The following is a 17,524-nucleotide window of genomic DNA, read 5'->3' on the forward strand; positions in this document are numbered from 1 at the left end:
CTCGCTCGGAGCGGACGAGCCTCCACAAAGTCCACCATCGCGTGCCGTGTGTGCGCGCGCCGACACAGGAGACAGCGCTGCTATCCCACGCTCTTCCCCTGTCCCTCACCGCCGCGGCCAACACCGTGGCGGCGGGGAGCAGCAAGGCCGCCGAATTCCATGGTCCGTCGATCAACGAGTTCTTCCCGGACCCGATCTTCTTCGCCGGGACCCCGATCGAGATGGACCGCATCGTCCTCATCCGCTTGTTCGCGGTGGCCGTGCTGCTCGTCTTCGCGTTCGTCGGGACGCGCGCGCTGAAGCTGGTCCCGAACCGCGGACAGGCCTTCATCGAGTACGCGTTCGACGTCGTCCGTCGCAACACCTTCGACAACCTCGGTGAGAAGGACGGCAAGCGCTTCCTGCCGCTCCTGGCCACCATCTTCTTCGGTGTGCTCTTCATGAACCTGACGGGTCTGATCCCGTTCATGAACATCGCCGGTACCAGCCGCATCGCGATGCCGATGATCCTCGCGATCGTCGCCTACGTCGCGTTCATCTACGCGGGTCTGCGCAAGCACCCGGGCACGTTCCTCCGCAACGCGCTCTTCCCGCCCGGAGTGCCGTGGTACCTCTACATCATCGTGACGCCGATCGAGCTCGTCTCGACGTTCGTGCTCCGTCCGGTGACGCTGACGCTGCGACTCCTCATGAACATGGTCGTGGGTCACCTCCTCCTGGTGCTCTTCTTCTCGGCCACCTGGTTCTTCTTCTTCGACGCCGAGAGCCTCTTCAAGCTCTTCGGTGTCGGGACCCTGGCGTTCGGCATCGCGTTCAGCTTCTTCGAGATCCTCGTCGCGCTGCTGCAGGCGTACGTCTTCATGCTGCTGACCGCTGTGTACATCCAGCTCGCGCTGGCTGACGAGCACTGACCTACTGACCCCCATACGGCACGACATCCGTCGGGCCGCACTCGAAAGGAAAACACGTGGACGCAACGACCGTTCTCGCGGAGATCAACGGCAACATCGCAACGGTTGGCTACGGCCTCGCCGCGATCGGTCCGGCCATCGGCGTGGGCATCGTCGTCGGCAAGACGATCGAGTCCGTCGCTCGCCAGCCGGAGCTCCAGGGCCGTCTGACGACCCTCATGTACATCGGTATCGCCTTCACGGAGGCCCTGGCCTTCATCGGTATCGCGACGTACTTCATCTTCACCAACTAAGGCTTCTCGATGCAGACTGCACTCATCATCGCGGCGGAGGAGACCCACAATCCGCTGATCCCACCGGTGTACGACATCGTGTGGTCCGCGGTGGCCTTCGTCATCATCTTCCTCGTGATGTGGCGCGTCGTGACGCCGCGCATCACGAAGATGCTCGATGAGCGCACCGAGGCCATCGAGGGTGGCATCAAGAAGGCGGAGGCCGCTCAGGAGCAGGCCGCCGCTGCACTCGACGAGTACAACAAGCAGCTCGCGGACGCGCGTGCCGAGGCCTCGCGCATCCGTGAGCAGGCCCGTGCCGACGCGACCGCGATCGGCAACGAGGTCCGCGAGCAGGCGCAGGCCGATGCAGCACGCATCACCGCCAACGCACAGGCGCAGATCGAGGCCGAGCGGCAGAGCGCGCTCCAGTCGCTGCGGAGCGAGGTGGGCACCCTCGCCCTCGACCTCGCCTCCGGTGTGATCGGCGAGTCCCTCAAGGACGACCAGAAGTCGGCTGCGGTCGTCGACCGCTTCATCGCCGACCTCGAGGCGTCCCAGGGCCAGACGGCCGGGGAGCGCTGAGCATGCGGAGCGCCACCCGGTCCGCACTCTCGTCCACGCGAGCGGTCCTCGCTGACCTCGGCGGGTCTGTCGACCTCGCTGCGGGCATCGAGATTCTCGCCGCCGGACGTGCGATCGCCGGGGCGCCCCAGCTGCTCGGGCTGCTCGCCGACCCGACCGCTGACGTGATCGGCAAAAAGTCGGTCGTCGACCGGGTCTTCGCCGGACAGTCCGATGTCACGCGTGCGGTCCTGACCGCGGTGGCCGGCTCGCGCTGGTCCTCGCAGCAGGACCTGCTCGCCGGCATCGAGGACGCGGGCATCCGCGCCGTCGCCGGCACCGCGTCGTCGGAGACGTCGATCGAGGCCGAGCTGTTCTCCTTCGAGACGGCGGTCCGTTCGGACGCCGCGCTCGAGCTGGCGCTGGGCACCAAGCTCGGCAGCCCGTCGGAGAAGGGCGCGCTCGTCCAGCGTCTCGTCGGGGCCAAGGTCTCGCCGCAGACCACCGCGATCCTGGAGCACCTCGTGCAGCAGCCCCGTGGCCGCCGCATCGGTGAGATCGTCCGCGATGCCTCGCGCATCGTGGCCGACCAGGCCGGCAAGGTCGTCGCGACGGTCATCACGGCCTCCCCGCTCTCCGACGGCCAGGCGGCCCGCGTCGCCCGCGGCATCGCGGAGCGCTACGGCAAGGACGTCAGCGTGAACCAGGTCGTCGACCCTGCGGTCGTCGGCGGGGTCCGCGTGCAGGTCGGTGGCGACGTCATCGACGGCACCGTGTCCACGCGCCTGTCGGAGCTCCGGCTCCAGCTGGCCGGCTGAGCGTACGGTCGAAGCCGACTCCTCCAAGTCCACAACGGGAACTGTCCCTCGCCGGGGCAGCATCACCCTCTCGGAGCCGAAGGGCCCCGGAAACCAACAAGGAAAATCCCATGGCAGACATCACCATCAGCCCCGATGAGATCCGTGATGCCCTGAAGGACTTCGTCTCGAACTACGAGCCGACGAAGGCCTCCACGGCCGAGGTCGGGCACGTCACCGACGCCGGTGACGGCATCGCACACGTCGAGGGCCTCCCCGGCGTCATGGCGAACGAGCTCATCCGCTTCGAGGACGGGACCCTCGGTCTCGCGCAGAACCTCGACGAGGACGAGATCGGCGCCATCGTGCTCGGCGAGTTCGGCGGCGTCGAAGAGGGCCAGGAAGTCACCCGCACCGGTGAGGTCCTCTCGGCCCCCGTCGGCGACGGCTTCCTCGGTCGCGTCGTCGACCCGCTCGGCAACCCGATCGACGGTCTCGGCGAGATCCAGGCCGAGGGCCGCCGCGCCCTCGAGCTCCAGGCTCCGGGCGTCATGTCCCGCAAGTCGGTCCACGAGCCGCTCCAGACCGGCATCAAGGCCATCGACGCGATGATCCCCGTCGGCCGCGGTCAGCGTCAGCTGATCATCGGCGACCGCCAGACCGGCAAGACGGCCATCGCGATCGACACGATCATCAACCAGAAGGCCAACTGGGAGTCGGGCGACGAGGACAAGCAGGTCCGCTGCATCTACGTCGCGATCGGCCAGAAGGGCTCCACGATCGCCTCCGTCAAGGGTGCGCTCGAGGACGCCGGCGCGATGGAGTACACCACCATCGTCGCCGCCCCGGCCTCCGACCCGGCCGGCTTCAAGTACCTCGCCCCGTACACCGGTTCGGCCATCGGCCAGCACTGGATGTACGGCGGCAAGCACGTCCTGATCATCTTCGACGACCTGTCGAAGCAGGCCGAGGCCTACCGTGCGGTGTCGCTCCTCCTGCGTCGTCCGCCGGGCCGCGAGGCCTACCCGGGTGACGTCTTCTACCTGCACTCCCGTCTGCTGGAGCGTTGCGCGAAGCTGTCCGACGACCTCGGCGCCGGTTCGATGACGGGTCTCCCGATCATCGAGACCAAGGCGAACGACGTCTCGGCCTACATCCCGACCAACGTGATCTCGATCACCGACGGCCAGATCTTCCTGCAGTCGGACCTGTTCAACGCGAACCAGCGTCCGGCCGTCGACGTGGGCATCTCGGTGTCCCGCGTGGGTGGTGACGCACAGGTCAAGTCGATCAAGAAGGTCTCCGGCACGCTCAAGCTCGAGCTCGCGCAGTACCGCTCGCTCGAGGCGTTCGCGATGTTCGCGTCCGACCTCGACCAGGCGTCGCGCCGTCAGCTCGACCGCGGTGCCCGCCTGACCGAGCTCCTCAAGCAGCCGCAGTACTCGCCGTACCCGGTCGAGGAGCAGGTCGTCTCCATCTGGGCCGGCACGAACGGCAAGCTCGACGAGGTGCCCGTCCCCGACGTGCTCCGCTTCGAGGCCGAGCTGCTCGAGCACCTGCGCCGCAACTCCGACGTGCTCACCACGCTCCGCGAGACGAACCAGCTCAGCGACGACACCGTCGCCGCGATGGACCGCGAGATCGACGCGTTCAAGAAGGGCTTCCAGACGAGCGACGGCAAGACGCTCGGCTCGGAGCAGTTCGACGCGGCGGACGCCGAGGACGTCGACCAGGAGCAGATCGTCAAGGGTCGTCGCTAGATGGCGGCACAGGTCCGGGTCTACCGACAGCGCATCAAGTCGGCGAAGACCACGAAGAAGGTCACTCGCGCGATGGAGCTGATCTCGGCGTCGCGGATCCAGAAGGCGCAGGCTCGCATGGCCGCGTCCGGCCCGTACTCGCGGGCCGTGACGCGGGCCGTGTCGGCCGTGGCGACGTTCTCGAACGTCGACCACGTGCTGACCACGGAGCCCGAGTCGTCGACGCGTGCCGCGGTCGTGCTGTTCACGTCCGACCGCGGTCTGAACGGCGCGTTCAGCACCAACGTCCTCAAGCAGGGCGAGGAGCTCGCCTCCCTGCTCCGCAGCGAGGGCAAGGAGGTCGTGTTCTACCTCGTCGGCCGCAAGTCGGTCGGGTACTTCGCGTTCCGCGAGCGTCCGTCCGAGCGGCAGTGGATCGGTGGGACCGACCAGCCGGAGTTCTCGACCGCCAAGGAGATCGGCGACGCCGTCGTCTCGAAGTTCCTCCAGGACACGGCGGAGGGCGGCGTGGACGAGATCCACATCGTCTTCAACCGGTTCATCAGCCTGGCGACCCAGGAGCCGCAGGTCGTGCGCCTGCTCCCGCTCGAGGTCGTCGATGGTGTGGAGGAGCCGTCCGACGGTGAGCCCCTGCCGCTGTACGAGTTCGAGCCCGACGCCGACGCCGTCCTCGACGCGCTGCTCCCGGTCTACATCGAGAGCCGCATCTTCAACGCCATGCTGCAGTCGGCTGCCTCCGAGCACGCCGCCCGCCAGAAGGCGATGAAGTCCGCGAGCGACAACGCCGACTCGCTCATCAACGAGTTCACCCGGCTCGCGAACAACGCGCGTCAGGCCGAGATCACCCAGCAGATCTCCGAGATCGTCGGCGGCGCCGACGCCCTCTCGTCGAAGAAGAAGTAGTCCGCGAACGTTCGCGGACAGACACCACCCCTCAGGAAGGCACACGCCATGACCGACACCGCCACCACCGCGGTCGAGACGTCGTCGGCGCCCGGTGTCGGACGGATCGCCCGTGTCACGGGTCCCGTCGTCGACATCGAGTTCCCGCACGACGCCATCCCCGACATCTACAGCCTGCTGTTCACGACCATCACCATCGGTGACTCGTCGCAGGAGATCGGCCTCGAGGTCGCGCAGCACCTCGGCGACGACCTGGTCCGCGCCATCTCGCTGAAGCCGACCGACGGTCTCGTCCGCGGTCAGGAGGTCCGTGACTCGGGCGCCCCGATCTCGGTCCCCGTCGGCGACGTCACCAAGGGCAAGGTCTTCGACGTGCTCGGCAACGTGCTGAACACCGACGAGAAGCTCGAGATCACCGAGCGCTGGCCGATCCACCGCAAGGCCCCGGCCTTCGACCAGCTCGAGTCGAAGACCTCCATGTTCGAGACCGGCATCAAGTCGATCGACCTCCTCACCCCGTACGTGCAGGGTGGCAAGATCGGCCTCTTCGGTGGTGCGGGCGTCGGCAAGACGGTCCTCATCCAGGAGATGATCCAGCGCGTCGCGCAGGACCACGGTGGTGTGTCGGTGTTCGCCGGTGTCGGCGAGCGCACCCGTGAGGGCAACGACCTCATCGGCGAGATGGAAGAGGCGGGTGTCTTCGACAAGACCGCCCTTGTGTTCGGCCAGATGGACGAGCCGCCGGGAACGCGTCTGCGCGTGGCCCTGTCGGCGCTGACGATGGCGGAGTACTTCCGCGACGTCCAGAAGCAGGACGTGCTCCTCTTCATCGACAACATCTTCCGCTTCACGCAGGCCGGTTCCGAGGTCTCCACGCTGCTCGGCCGCATGCCGTCCGCGGTGGGCTACCAGCCGAACCTCGCCGACGAGATGGGTGTGCTCCAGGAGCGCATCACCTCGACGCGTGGTCACTCGATCACCTCGCTGCAGGCGATCTACGTCCCGGCCGACGACTACACCGACCCGGCGCCGGCGACCACGTTCGCGCACCTCGACGCCACGACCGAGCTCTCCCGTGAGATCGCGTCGCAGGGTCTGTACCCGGCCATCGACCCGCTGACCTCCACGTCGCGGATCATGGACCCCCGGTACCTGGGCGCCGACCACTACGAGACCGCGACTCGCGTCAAGCAGATCCTGCAGAAGAACAAGGAGCTGCAGGAGATCATCGCGATCCTCGGTGTCGACGAGCTCTCCGAAGAGGACAAGATCACGGTCGAGCGCGCTCGTCGTATCCAGCAGTTCCTCTCGCAGAACACCTACATGGCCAAGAAGTTCACGGGTGTCGAGGGTTCGACGGTCCCGCTCAAGGACACCATCGAGTCCTTCCGCGCGATCGCCGACGGCGAGTTCGACCACGTGGCCACGCAGGCCTTCTTCAACGTCGGTGGCATCAACGACGTCGAAGAGAAGTGGGCGCAGATCCAGAAGGAGAACCGCTGACATGGCGGCACTCACCGTGAGCGTCGTCTCGGCGGACCGTGAGGTCTGGACGGGCGACGCCACCATGGTCGTCGCACGGACGACGGAGGGCCAGATCGGCATCCTCGCGGGGCACGAGCCGTTGCTCGCCACCCTCGCGCAGGGCCAGGTCCGCATCACCCGGGCCGACGGCTCGACGGTGACGGCGGACGCCGAGGACGGCTTCCTGTCGGTCGAGCACGACACGGTCACGATCGTGGCGCGGCAGGCCGCGCTGGCGTCCTGACCGGACTGACCGTCCTCCTCCCGCCGTCCGAGACGAAGCGGGAGGGCGGGGACCCGGCACGCACCCTCGACCTGGGTGCGCTGTCCTTCCCGGAACTGTCCGACGAGCGGGCCGCGGTGATCACCGCGGCCCGCTCCGTCAGTTCCGAGGAGTCCACGGCACGGACGGCTCTGAAGCTCGGCCCGAGGTCGGTGGCCGAGCGCCTCCGCAACCTCGAGCTCGACACCGCGCCGACGCTGCCGGCGATCGAGCGGTACACGGGCGTGCTCTACGACCCGCTCGACGCCCCCGGGGCGGACGACGCGACGCGGCGGTGGTGGACGGACCACGTCGTGGTGCAGTCCGCGATGTTCGGCCCGATCGGAGCCGGCGACCGGATCCCCGCCTACCGGCTCTCGCACGACGCGAAGCTGGGCGCGCTGCGACTCACGAAGCACTGGCCCGGACCGTCGGCCGGTGCGCTCGGTCAGCGCGCCGACGGTCTCGTGCTCGACCTGCGATCCGAGGGCTACCGTGCCCTCGGGCCGGTGCGTGACGCGGTCACGCTCCGTGTGGTGAGCGTCGACGACGGCGGACGCCGCCGGGCGCTCAACCACTGGAACAAGACCGCGAAGGGGCGGCTGACCGCGCTCCTCGCGCGGACTGGTGCCGAGGTCGGCGACACCGCGGGTCTGCTGCGGTGGGCGGCTGCGCACGGCGTGGCGATCGAGCGCACGGACGACGGCTGGGACCTGGTGGCGGAGAGCCTCGAGGTCGCGCGGGTCTGAGTCGCGGTCGGTCGCTGATCGGTGCCGGTCGGTCCTGCACAGCGGTGGTCGAGGGCGGCCCCGTCCACAGGCGGCACGGATGGGACGGTCTGGAGGCGCTGCTCCCGTCACGATCTCGTGCATGACCTCCACGAGACACCGACACCAGCCCACCCAGCTGCGCTACCCGCGGGAGATCGCCGCCGCGGTCACCCTGCGCGCCGCCTGCGCAGCCCTCGTCGCTCCGTCGCCGGACGGCGACGCGGTCGTGGCAGACGCGCTCGCGCGTCCGCAGGCCGTCGCCGTCGTGACGGCCTGCGGCGCACTCGCGACCCGCTTCGCGTTGGTCGGCTTCCTCGCCGCCCGCGGTCGCCCGGACCCCGGGACGGTCGTCCCGTTCGACCCGTTCCGCGATCCCACCCCGCCAGCGCTCGGCGGGTCGGGCCCGGAGCCGGACCGCGCGCGACTCCGGCTGGCGGGCGATCGGTGCGCCGCTGCCTGGCGGACGTGGCGTGCCGACGGCGCGGTCGGGGGAGACGTGGCGGTCGGTGCGGCGGGCGCGCTCGCCATGGGTGCATGGTGCGCCTGGGCGCTCGGATCGTCCGCGCGGGCCGAGGTCCGGGCGCGGCACGCCCTGGACACTCGCCCGGACGACCCCTTCGGGTGGTTGGTCCTCCGCGCCGTCCGCTCCGGTCACGGACCAGCGTGGGGAACGCCCACGGGGTCGACCGGATCGTCTACGGTGGGATGACCATGGAGCGGGAACCGGTGCACGACGACGACACGGTGGCCCGTGCGCATCCCGGCACCGGACCCACCGGCGTCGTCGCGTCCGACGTCCGACCGACGGGCAGCGGGCCTGCCGCGGATCCGGCCGAGGTCCTCGACGAGGACCCGTACGGAGCGACGGTGATCCGGCCGGCCCGCGGGGTCCGATCGGCCACCGGACCTGCCGAGGACGACACGGTGCTCCGCGTCCGTCCCGGCGGCGCGGGTCCGGCGGCAGCGCCGGAGCGGGCGTCGCCGGCTGCGGCACCACCGCGTTCGGACGACGGCTCGGTCCGTCGGCGGACCCCGTCCGTGCGCATCGGCGGCCGGGTCGTCCGGCTCGACCGACCGCTGGTGGTGGGCCGTCGACCTGCTGCGCCACGCGTCGTCCTCGACGACGGTCCGGTCCTCGTGCCCGTGCCGTCGCCGAGCGGTCAGGTGTCGTCGTCGCACGTGCTCCTGCACGCCGCCGGCGAGGCCGCCGTGGTCGAGGACCTCCGGTCCACGAACGGCACCGTCGTCAGGCCCCCGGGCGGCGCGCCGTTCCGGATGGCCGCGGGTGCGTCGATCGTCGTCCTGACGGGTACGCTCGTCGAGATCGGTGACGGCAACGTCATCGAGGTCCTGTCGCCGCACCTCCGGGTCGGTCCGGACGACGGCCTCCCACCGTTCCCGCCGGCCCCGTGACGGACCGACCGTCCGGCACGCCCCTCCACTCCCAGAGAGCGATCCTGAAACCGTGACCGAACTCGGCCGAGCTGCCACCGAGCACGCCATCGACGTCCCCGGCGCAGCCGGCACCCCCCTGACGCTCTCCTGGGGAGCAGCGACCGACGTCGGCCGACGTCGCGACCACAACGAGGACAGCTACCTCGTCGGTGCGCCCTTCTTCGTCGTCGCCGACGGCATGGGCGGGCACCTGGCGGGTGACCGGGCGAGCGACGCGGTCGTCCGGCGGCTCGACCAGGTCACGACCGGCGAGTTCACCAGCCGTCAGGACATCCAGCGGGCCCTGCTGCTCGCCACGGCCGACATCGAGCGGGCGGCCGGTGGCAACGCCCTCGGTGCCGGCACCACCGTGACCGGCGTTGCGCTCGTCGCGACCCACGGACAGCCGGCTGCGCTCGTGTTCAACGTCGGCGACTCCCGCACCTACCGGATCGAGTCCGGCGCACTGCGGCGGGTGACCGTGGACCACTCGGTCGTGCAGGAGATGGTCGACGCCGGGCTGCTCCGGGCGGAGGACGCCGAACAGCACCCGGACAGCAACGTCATCACCCGGGCGGTCGGCTTCGGGGAGCCGCCGGAGCCCGACTGGTGGACGCTGCCGCTGCGCGCCGGCGACCGCTACGTGGTGTGCTCCGACGGGCTCACGAAGGAACTCGGCGACGTCGGCATCGCCCGGATCGCCGCGCGGGTGCCGACGGCACAGGCGCTGGCCGAGCGGCTGGTCGGGGACGCAGTCGTCGCCGGCGGGCGCGACAACGTCACGGTCGTGGTCGTGCAGGTCGACGGTGCGCCCGAGGACCCCGACGTCGAGGACACGCTGCCGCGACTCTGAACGCGCTCGGCCACGGTCGTCGTGCCCCCCGAAGTGGGGGACGGGTGCCGTCCACAGTGGTGCCAGCGGGTCCCGGGCGGCGAGCCCGCTTTCGTAGAATGACCTGGCCGCGAGGAACGCCGAGGGCCGGCCGGGGGGCCGGGGAAGGGAACGACGCCGATGGCTCGACGCCTGCCGTCCGACCCGCCCGTCATCGCCGGCTTCAGCCCCGTCCACGTCCTGGGCTCCGGTGGCTTCGCGGACGTGTTCCTCTACGAACAGGACATGCCCCGCCGGCAGGTCGCGGTGAAGGTGCTCCTCGACGAGGTCGTCGACGAGCGCGTCCGTCAGATGTTCCAGGCCGAGGCGAACCTGATGGCGCGGCTCAGCACGCACCCCTCCATCCTCACGGTCCTCCAGGCGAGCATCGCGTCCGACGGTCGGCCGTACCTGGTCATGGAGCTCTGCTCGTCGTCGCTCAGCCAGCGCTACCGCCGCGAGCCGCTCCCCGTGTCCGAGGTCCTGGCCGTCGGCATCCGCATCGGGTCGGCGCTCGAGACGGCGCACCGCGAGGGCGTTCTCCACCGCGACGTGAAGCCCTCCAACATCCTGCGCACCGCGTACGGCGCACCCGTCCTGTCGGACTTCGGCATCGCCGCCACGATCGGCAGTGCCGACCCGGACGAGCCGGTGGGCATGTCGATCCCGTGGTCCGCACCCGAGGTGCTGGGCGACGAGTCGCGCGGCACCGTGCAGTCCGAGGTCTACTCGCTCGCGGCCACCGTGTACTCACTGCTCGCGGGGCGCAGCCCCTTCGAGGTCCCCGGGGGGAAGAACTCCGCGGCGGACCTGATGGACCGGATCGACCGGGGCGGGGTGAAGCCGACCGGCCGACCCGACGTCCCGCCGTCGCTCGAGCGCCTGCTCGCGACGGCGATGTCCCGGCGGGTGTCCGCACGCCCCGCGACCGTGATGGAGTTCGTCCGCGGACTCCAACAGGTCGAGGCGGAGCTCGGGATCCCGCAGACCCCCGCAGACGTCGCCGTCGAGTCGTGGGCGGTGGCGACCCCGTCGTCCGACGCAGACCGGACGGTCGTGCGGGAACTGCAGCCGCCGTCCCGCGTCGGTGCCCGGCGGCGCACGCGTCGTGCCGTCCAGGGCGGAGCCTCGTCGGGCATCCAGAGCGTGGGGACGGTCCACCGCACCGGCTCGGCGACCGTGGCGCGCCGCCGGAGTCGCTCGACCGTCCTGGTGGCCGGCTCGGTCGGCGTCCTGGTGGTGGCGGCCCTCGCCGTCGTGAGCGTCCTGCTCGTCACGCGCGCGGGGACGGCGTCGATCCCGACGGTGCGCGACGTGACTGCGCGCGCCGGTGCCGACTCGGTGTCGTTCAGCTGGGCCGACCCCGGTCTGCGCGCCGGTGACACCTACGTCATCACGTCGTCCGGTGCGACGAGCCAGCAGACCGGCACCACCTTCGTCGTCTCCGGTGGGGCGGGGGCCGAGCAGTGCATCACGGTCGCCGTGAACCGTGACGGCAAGACGGGCGCCGCGAGCCCCGAGCAGTGCGGGACGATCGGGAGCACCGGGTGATCCGGGCGCTCCTGGCCAAGCACCGGTCGGCGGCCGTGACGATCGGCGCGTCGGTCGTCGTCGGTGCCGTGGTGGCCACCGCGGCCGTCGTGTCGACCGGGTACCACACGCAGCGCATCGACCTCGGCGACGGCACGGTGTGGGTGCCGTCCGCGCAGTACGGCGCCGTCGGACGCGCGAACACCGGCGTCCTGGCGCTCAACACCGCCGTCGAGACCCCGAGCGACGACCTCTCGGTCGTGCAGCGCGGGGCAGAGGTGTACAGCGTCGACGGGACGAAGGGGACCGTCGCGAAGGTCGACGTCGCCGACGCGACGGTGGGTGACGCGGTGACCCTCCCCGCAGGATCGCCGCAGGTGTTCTTCGCCGGTGACACGGCCGTGGTCGGGAACGGTGAGACCGGTGCGCTCTGGGCGACCCCGGCGGCCGAGCTGTCCGACCTCGACGCCTCGACCGAGCCCGACCTGACCCTCGGCGCGGACGCCGTCTTCGACGCCTCCGACCGCAGGGTCGCCGTCTACTCGCCGCGCACCGGACGGGCGTCCCTCGTCGACGTCGGGTCCGACCTGACCGTCGAGCGGCGCTGGGACGTGCGCTTCGACCGCTCGCACGAGTTCCAGGTGGCGTCCTTCGGCGACCACGTCGCCGTCCTCGACCGGACCGACGGCCGCCTCTCCGTCGACGGGGACACCGTCGACCTCGGGGACCGTGTCGGGGGAGCACCCGCGCTGCAGCGGTCGTCCGACTCGTCGTCCTCGGTCGTGGTCGCCGGCACGTCGGGCCTGGTGCGGGTGTCGGCGTCCGGCCAGGTGGACCGGACGCCGCTCGCGGTCTCCGGTCGAGCGGCTCGTCCGACGGTGGTCGGCTCGTGCACCTACGCCGCGTGGGCGGGCGGGCAGGCCATGGACTCCTGCCGGGGCAGCGGGCTGCAGCGACTGGCGCAGACCGCCGACGCCGACGACCTGCAGATCGTGCACAACGGCGACACCGTCGTGGCGAACGACCCGCGCAGCGGGCGGTCCTGGGCGATCGGCCGCAGCGGACAGCTCATCGACAACTGGGCCGACCTGGTCGACCAGGACGACGAGCGGCAGCAGGAACGGGTGTCGGACGACGACCCCCAGGTGGACAAGGACCAGAAGCCGCCGGTGGCCGTGGACGACGACCTCGGCGCACGTCCCGGCCGGACGACGAGCCTGCCGGTCCTCCTCAACGACTACGACCCGAACGGCGACCCCCTCGTCATCAGCGAGGTCGGCAGCATCCCCGACGGACAGGGCAGCGTCGCCGTGGTCGGCGACGGGCAACGGCTCCAGGTCACGCTCACCGCGGCTGCGAGCGGGTCCCTGTCCTTCCCGTACACGATCACCGACGGCAACGGCGGGTCCGCCACCGCGACCGTGCGCGTGACCGTGCGCCCCGAGTCGGAGAACGAGCCACCGCGGCAGGTGCGCAGCACCTCCGCCGACGTCGTGCAGAACGGGCACGTCGTGACGGACGTGCTGTCGGACTGGGTCGACCCCGACGGCGACCCGGTCTACCTGGAGTCGGCCTCGGCCGACGGCGACCGGGTGTCGACCACGCCGGACGGCATGCTCGACTTCCGCAACGCGAGCGGACGCACCGGTGACCGAGCCGTGCAGCTCGTCGTGAGCGACGGCCGCGACCGCGGGCGCGGGTCGATGACCGTCCGTGTCGCAGCGCAGGGGAACGTGCCGCTGCGCGCCGACGCCTTCGCGGTGCAGGGCTACGCCGGCAAGGCGTTCACCGTGCAACCGCTCGACCACGTCCGGGGTGGCAACGGCACCGTCACGCTCACCAGCGTCTCCTCGTCGAACGGACTGACGGTCACCCCCTCCTACGACGCGGGCACGTTCCGCGTGCAGGGAGCCGGCGCAGGGGACCACCAGCTCGAGTACACGGTCACCGACGGGACGAAGACCGCGAGCGGTGTCGTGCGCGTCACCGTGCTCGCGCCGCCGGACGCCTCCACGCCTCCGATCACGACGCCCAAGACGGTGTTCGTCACCACGCTCTCGACGAAGGACACCGACGTCACCGCGACGGACACCGACCCGGCCGGCGGTGTCCTCATGGTCACCGCGCTCGACGGACCCGAACGCGGCAGCGGCGTGCGCGCCAGCATCCTCGACCAGCACGTCGTCCGGGTCACCCTGACCGCGCCCCTCGACGGACCGGTGACCTTCGGCTACACGGAGTCGAACGGTCTCGCCAGCGCCAGCGGGACGATCACCGTCGTCGAGATCCCTCGGCCCGACCGGATCCAACCGCCCGTCGCGCAGTCGGACTCCGCCACCGTGCGGGTCGGGGACGTCGCCGAGATCGACGTGTTGGCGAACGACACCCAGCCCGAGGGCGAGCCGCTGACGCTCGACCCGCAGCTCGTGCAGAACGTGCCGGGTGACGGCGGCCTGCTCTTCGTGTCGGGCGACCGGCTCCGGTACCTGGCGCCGCAGACGCCCGGCAACCACACGGCGGTCTACCGGGTCCGCGGGCCGGACGGGCAGTACGCCGACGCGACCGTGTCGATCTCCGTACGTGAACGCGACGCCGCGACGAACAACCCGCCGGTCCCCGAGACCGTGACCGCGCGCGCCGTCGCGGGTCAGGCGGTCCGCATCACCGTGCCGCTGAACGGCATCGATCCCGACGGTGACTCGGTGCAGCTCGTCGGCGTCGCCGACAACCCCGAGAAGGGCTCGGTGAGCGACGTCACCGCGGACGCGCTGACGTACGACGCGGGGGACTACTCCTCCGGTACCGACGAGTTCACCTACACCGTCGTCGACGCGCTCGGTGCCCGGGCGACGGGGACGGTCCGGGTCGGCATCAGCCCCCGTGCGGAGCAGGCCACGAACCCGGTGGCCGAGGCCGACCACGTGACCATCCGGCCCGGTGGGTCCGTCACCGTCCGGGTCCTCCAGAACGACTCCGACCCGGAGGGCGGCCAGCTGACCGTCACCGCCGTCGAGCCGACCGCGGCGGGCGTCACGGCGAAGGTGCTCCAGCGCAGCCAGGTGCGGGTCACGCCACCCCGGTCGGCGACCGAGGGGGACTTCGCGGTGCTCTACACGGTCGCCAACGCGAGCGGCGGGTCGAGCACCGCCTTCCTGACCGTGACGGTCGACCGCGACGCCCCGCCGCTCCGCCCCGAGGTCGAGGACACGACGCTCGACCTGCAGGACATCCTGCGCCGCGAGAGCGTCACCGTCGACGTGCTGCAGAACGTCTTCTTCGCCGAGGGATCGACCTCGCGGCTCGAGGTCGGTGTGGTCGACGGCTACGGCGACACCGCACGGGTCACGGCCGACCGTCGCATCACGATCCGGCTGACGGACGCGTCGCAGGTGGTGCCGTTCTCGGTCGCCCGGAGTGACCACCCCGACGTGGTCGCCTACGGCTTCGTGCACGTCCCCGGGTTCGACGACGCCCTGCCGCAGGTCGACCGCAGCGCGGGTGCCGTGACGGTGAAGAGCGAGTCGGCGGTGCGCATCCCGCTCGACCGGTACGTGGTGACGGCGAACGGGCGGACCGCGCAGATCACCGACCGCGGCACCGTGAAGGCGACGCACGCCGACGGACAGGACCTCGTCGTCGACCGGTCGACGCTGCAGTTCACGTCCTCGAAGCTCTACTACGGCAACGCGTCGATCTCGTTCGAGGTCACCGACGGTTCGAGTGCGAACGGCGGCAAGGGCCGTGTCGCGACGCTCGTGCTCCCCATCAAGGTCACGCCCCGGTCGAACCAGCCACCCGCGTTCACCGGGTCCTCGATCGACATGCAGCCGGGTGACACCCGCACGCTCGACCTGACGAAGCTGACGGACTACCCGTACCCGGACGACCTCGGCGAGCTCCGTTGGTCGGTCGTCAGCCGCCCGGGCTCCGGCACCACCGCGACCGTGCAGGGCCAGCAGCTCCGGGTCTCGGTGGCCGAGGACGCGCCGAAGGACACGACGGCGGCCATCGGCATCGGCGTGTCGGACGAGGCCAACCCCGGCCGCGCCGGCGTCGTCCGGGTCGGCATCGTCGGTTCCACCAGGCCGCTCGTGCAGCCGGGAGCGGACCGGGCCGTCGTCGAACGTGGGACGAGCGCGACGATCGACGTGCTGTCGAACGACCAGGCGACGAACCCCTTCCCGGACCAGCGGCTGCGGGTGGTCGCGATCCGCGGGCTCTCGGGCGGCCTCCCCGCCGGGGTGAGCGTCACGCCCAGTGCCGACCGCTCCCGGCTGCAGGTCACCGTCGCCGGTGGTGCTCAGCCCGTCGACGCGCACCTGCAGTACCAGGTCGCCGACGCGACGAACGACCCGTCCCGGTACGTCTGGGGCGACGTGACCATCGCCGTGCAGGACGTCCCCGACGCCCCGGGTGCCCCCACCAAGACCGGGTCGTACGAACCTGGGGTGGTCCGTCTGCAGTGGTCGGCGCCGCAGGCGAACAACGCTCCGATAACGAACTACCGCGTGGCCGGCAGCGGCGACGGCGGCTCTTCGTACGCCCGCGACTGTGGCCAGGCCACCGTCTGCTCCCTGACGGACCTGGATCCTCAACAGCGGTACACGTTCCGGGTCACGGCGACGAACGCGATCGGCACCTCTTCCCCGTCCACGACCAGCGCTGTCATGAGCGCCGACTACATCCCGGGCGCCCCGCAGACGGTGACGGCCGCAGCAAGCACCTCCACCCCGAACCAGATCGTCGTCTCGTGGACGCCCGTCCCGAAGCCCGGCCCGGGGAGTGCCGTGTCGAGCTACGTCGTTGTGCTCAACGGCAGTGGGGGGACGACGCGGAACGTCGCTGCCGGTACCTCGACCGCGACGTTCGACGGGCTGGCGGCAGGCGCCTCGTACTCGGCGACGGTCTACGCAAAGAACCGCGCGATCGTCGCGTCGGATGCCGACTGGAACCGATCGACGTCGGCTGATGCCGTCGCCTACGGTCAGCCGGCCCCTGCGGAGATCACCGCGTCATCTCGAGCGGAGAACGGCAAGACCGTCGTCGACTGGTCAGTGACCGGAGGCAGCGCACAGGGTGGTCAGCTGACCAACACGGTGTACCGGACGAACGGAGCGGTCCCCACCACCTGCGACGCCCGCGGACTCCAAGCGGTGCAGTCGAGTCCGGACCGGAGCGTGAGCGGCAACGCTGGCGACTACCGGTACGTCGTGTTCAGCGCCAACGCCGGTGGATTCTGCGCCGTCGGCGCCTCGAACCCGGTGACGAGCTTCACTCCACCGTCGGCTCCGACGGGCGACGCCGCGTTGGTCGGTCCCGACCAGGACGGGAGCGTTCTCGTCGCAGTGCGCGCTGACGTCAGGCCGGGAGTCGACCACTACGCGTACGCGGTTAACGGCGGTTCCCCGATCCAGCTGAACGGCTCGACGATCACCCAGGGAGCCGGCTTCGGCGTCGCGAGTGACGTGGTGCTCTTCGCCTGCACCACGAACACGAACGACTACTGCTCGTCGACCGACCTCGGAACGTCCACGCCGTTCACAACGCGCGCGTCCGTTACGAGTGCCGTCGTCGGTCAGCGTCCGGTGATCAACCAGCCGGACAACGCGGGCGGCCTGACCGCGAGTGGCTACCAGATCTCGTACTGCCGACCCGGCGCGCTCGGTATCGGTGAGAGGTGCTCGGACACCAACCCGGACACCAACGCTGCGTGGACGACCCGCGACGCCGTCCCCAGCGGGTACTCGTCCATCAGGGTGAAGGCGACCGTGAAGGACGAGCAAGATCCGACCGGAGCACGCGGGTCCGTGACGAGCCCCGCCACCGGCACCACCGACCCGCCGTCCGGCACCCAGCCGAGCGACCCCGCCGCAGGCTAGGGTCACCACCCGGCAGCGATCCCGCACCCCCCCTGAGAACGAGGACC

14 protein-coding genes are annotated in these 17,524 nt (G+C 70.7%); all 14 read left to right on the plus strand.

Annotated features, from left to right (window positions below; translation table 11 throughout):
* Positions 1–125: 125 nt before the first annotated feature.
* The 14 genes from atpB (at position 126) to ABIC52_RS00925 (ending at position 17,477) form a co-directional block, all read left to right on the plus strand.
* Positions 126–911 (plus strand): F0F1 ATP synthase subunit A, encoded by a 786-nt coding sequence (atpB, locus tag ABIC52_RS00860; RefSeq protein ID WP_111226179.1) that lies wholly within the window; start codon positions 126–128, stop codon positions 909–911.
* A gap of 56 nt (positions 912–967) precedes the next feature.
* A complete protein-coding gene (atpE, locus tag ABIC52_RS00865; RefSeq protein ID WP_027465781.1) occupies positions 968–1,204 on the plus strand; it encodes an ATP synthase F0 subunit C in 237 nt (78 codons plus the stop codon).
* A gap of 9 nt (positions 1,205–1,213) precedes the next feature.
* The gene (locus ABIC52_RS00870) at positions 1,214–1,768 is read left to right on the plus strand and encodes a F0F1 ATP synthase subunit B (protein ID WP_209677305.1); all 555 of its coding nucleotides are present in this window, start codon (positions 1,214–1,216) and stop codon (positions 1,766–1,768) included.
* 2 nt (positions 1,769–1,770) lie between these two features.
* A complete protein-coding gene (locus ABIC52_RS00875; protein WP_126891407.1) occupies positions 1,771–2,565 on the plus strand; it encodes a F0F1 ATP synthase subunit delta in 795 nt (264 codons plus the stop codon).
* Positions 2,566–2,675: 110 nt separating this feature from the next.
* Positions 2,676–4,304 (plus strand): F0F1 ATP synthase subunit alpha, encoded by a 1,629-nt coding sequence (gene atpA / locus ABIC52_RS00880; protein WP_126891408.1) that lies wholly within the window; start codon positions 2,676–2,678, stop codon positions 4,302–4,304.
* A complete protein-coding gene (locus ABIC52_RS00885) occupies positions 4,305–5,207 on the plus strand; it encodes a F0F1 ATP synthase subunit gamma (protein WP_126891409.1) in 903 nt (300 codons plus the stop codon).
* A gap of 48 nt (positions 5,208–5,255) precedes the next feature.
* Entirely contained in the window at positions 5,256–6,710 is a 1,455-nt protein-coding gene (atpD, locus tag ABIC52_RS00890; RefSeq protein ID WP_126891410.1) for a F0F1 ATP synthase subunit beta, read from the plus strand.
* Position 6,711: 1 nt separating this feature from the next.
* A complete protein-coding gene (locus ABIC52_RS00895; RefSeq protein ID WP_058729238.1) occupies positions 6,712–6,975 on the plus strand; it encodes a F0F1 ATP synthase subunit epsilon in 264 nt (87 codons plus the stop codon).
* 5 nt (positions 6,976–6,980) lie between these two features.
* Positions 6,981–7,742 carry a YaaA family protein gene (locus ABIC52_RS00900; RefSeq protein WP_126891411.1) on the plus strand — a complete coding sequence of 254 codons (762 nt, stop codon included), beginning with the start codon at positions 6,981–6,983 and terminating at the stop codon, positions 7,740–7,742.
* 121 nt (positions 7,743–7,863) lie between these two features.
* Positions 7,864–8,472: a hypothetical protein gene (locus ABIC52_RS00905; RefSeq protein WP_161972625.1), complete on the plus strand. Its 609-nt coding sequence runs from the start codon at positions 7,864–7,866 to the stop codon at positions 8,470–8,472.
* A 2-nt stretch (positions 8,473–8,474) separates the two neighbouring features.
* A complete protein-coding gene (locus tag ABIC52_RS00910; RefSeq protein WP_209677298.1) occupies positions 8,475–9,176 on the plus strand; it encodes an FHA domain-containing protein in 702 nt (233 codons plus the stop codon).
* A 52-nt stretch (positions 9,177–9,228) separates the two neighbouring features.
* The gene (locus ABIC52_RS00915; protein WP_238638150.1) at positions 9,229–10,050 is read left to right on the plus strand and encodes a PP2C family protein-serine/threonine phosphatase; all 822 of its coding nucleotides are present in this window, start codon (positions 9,229–9,231) and stop codon (positions 10,048–10,050) included.
* 159 nt (positions 10,051–10,209) lie between these two features.
* Positions 10,210–11,619, plus strand: coding sequence for a serine/threonine-protein kinase (locus ABIC52_RS00920; protein ID WP_126891413.1), 1,410 nt, complete (start codon positions 10,210–10,212; stop codon positions 11,617–11,619).
* Positions 11,616–17,477, plus strand: a complete 5,862-nt coding sequence (locus tag ABIC52_RS00925) for an Ig-like domain-containing protein (RefSeq protein WP_354026395.1) — start codon at positions 11,616–11,618, stop codon at positions 17,475–17,477. Before ABIC52_RS00920 ends, ABIC52_RS00925 begins: the two co-directional genes overlap by 4 nt.
* The last annotated feature ends 47 nt before the right edge of the window (positions 17,478–17,524 follow it).

The organism is Curtobacterium oceanosedimentum (assembly GCF_040545555.1).
Lineage (GTDB): Bacteria > Actinomycetota > Actinomycetes > Actinomycetales > Microbacteriaceae > Curtobacterium.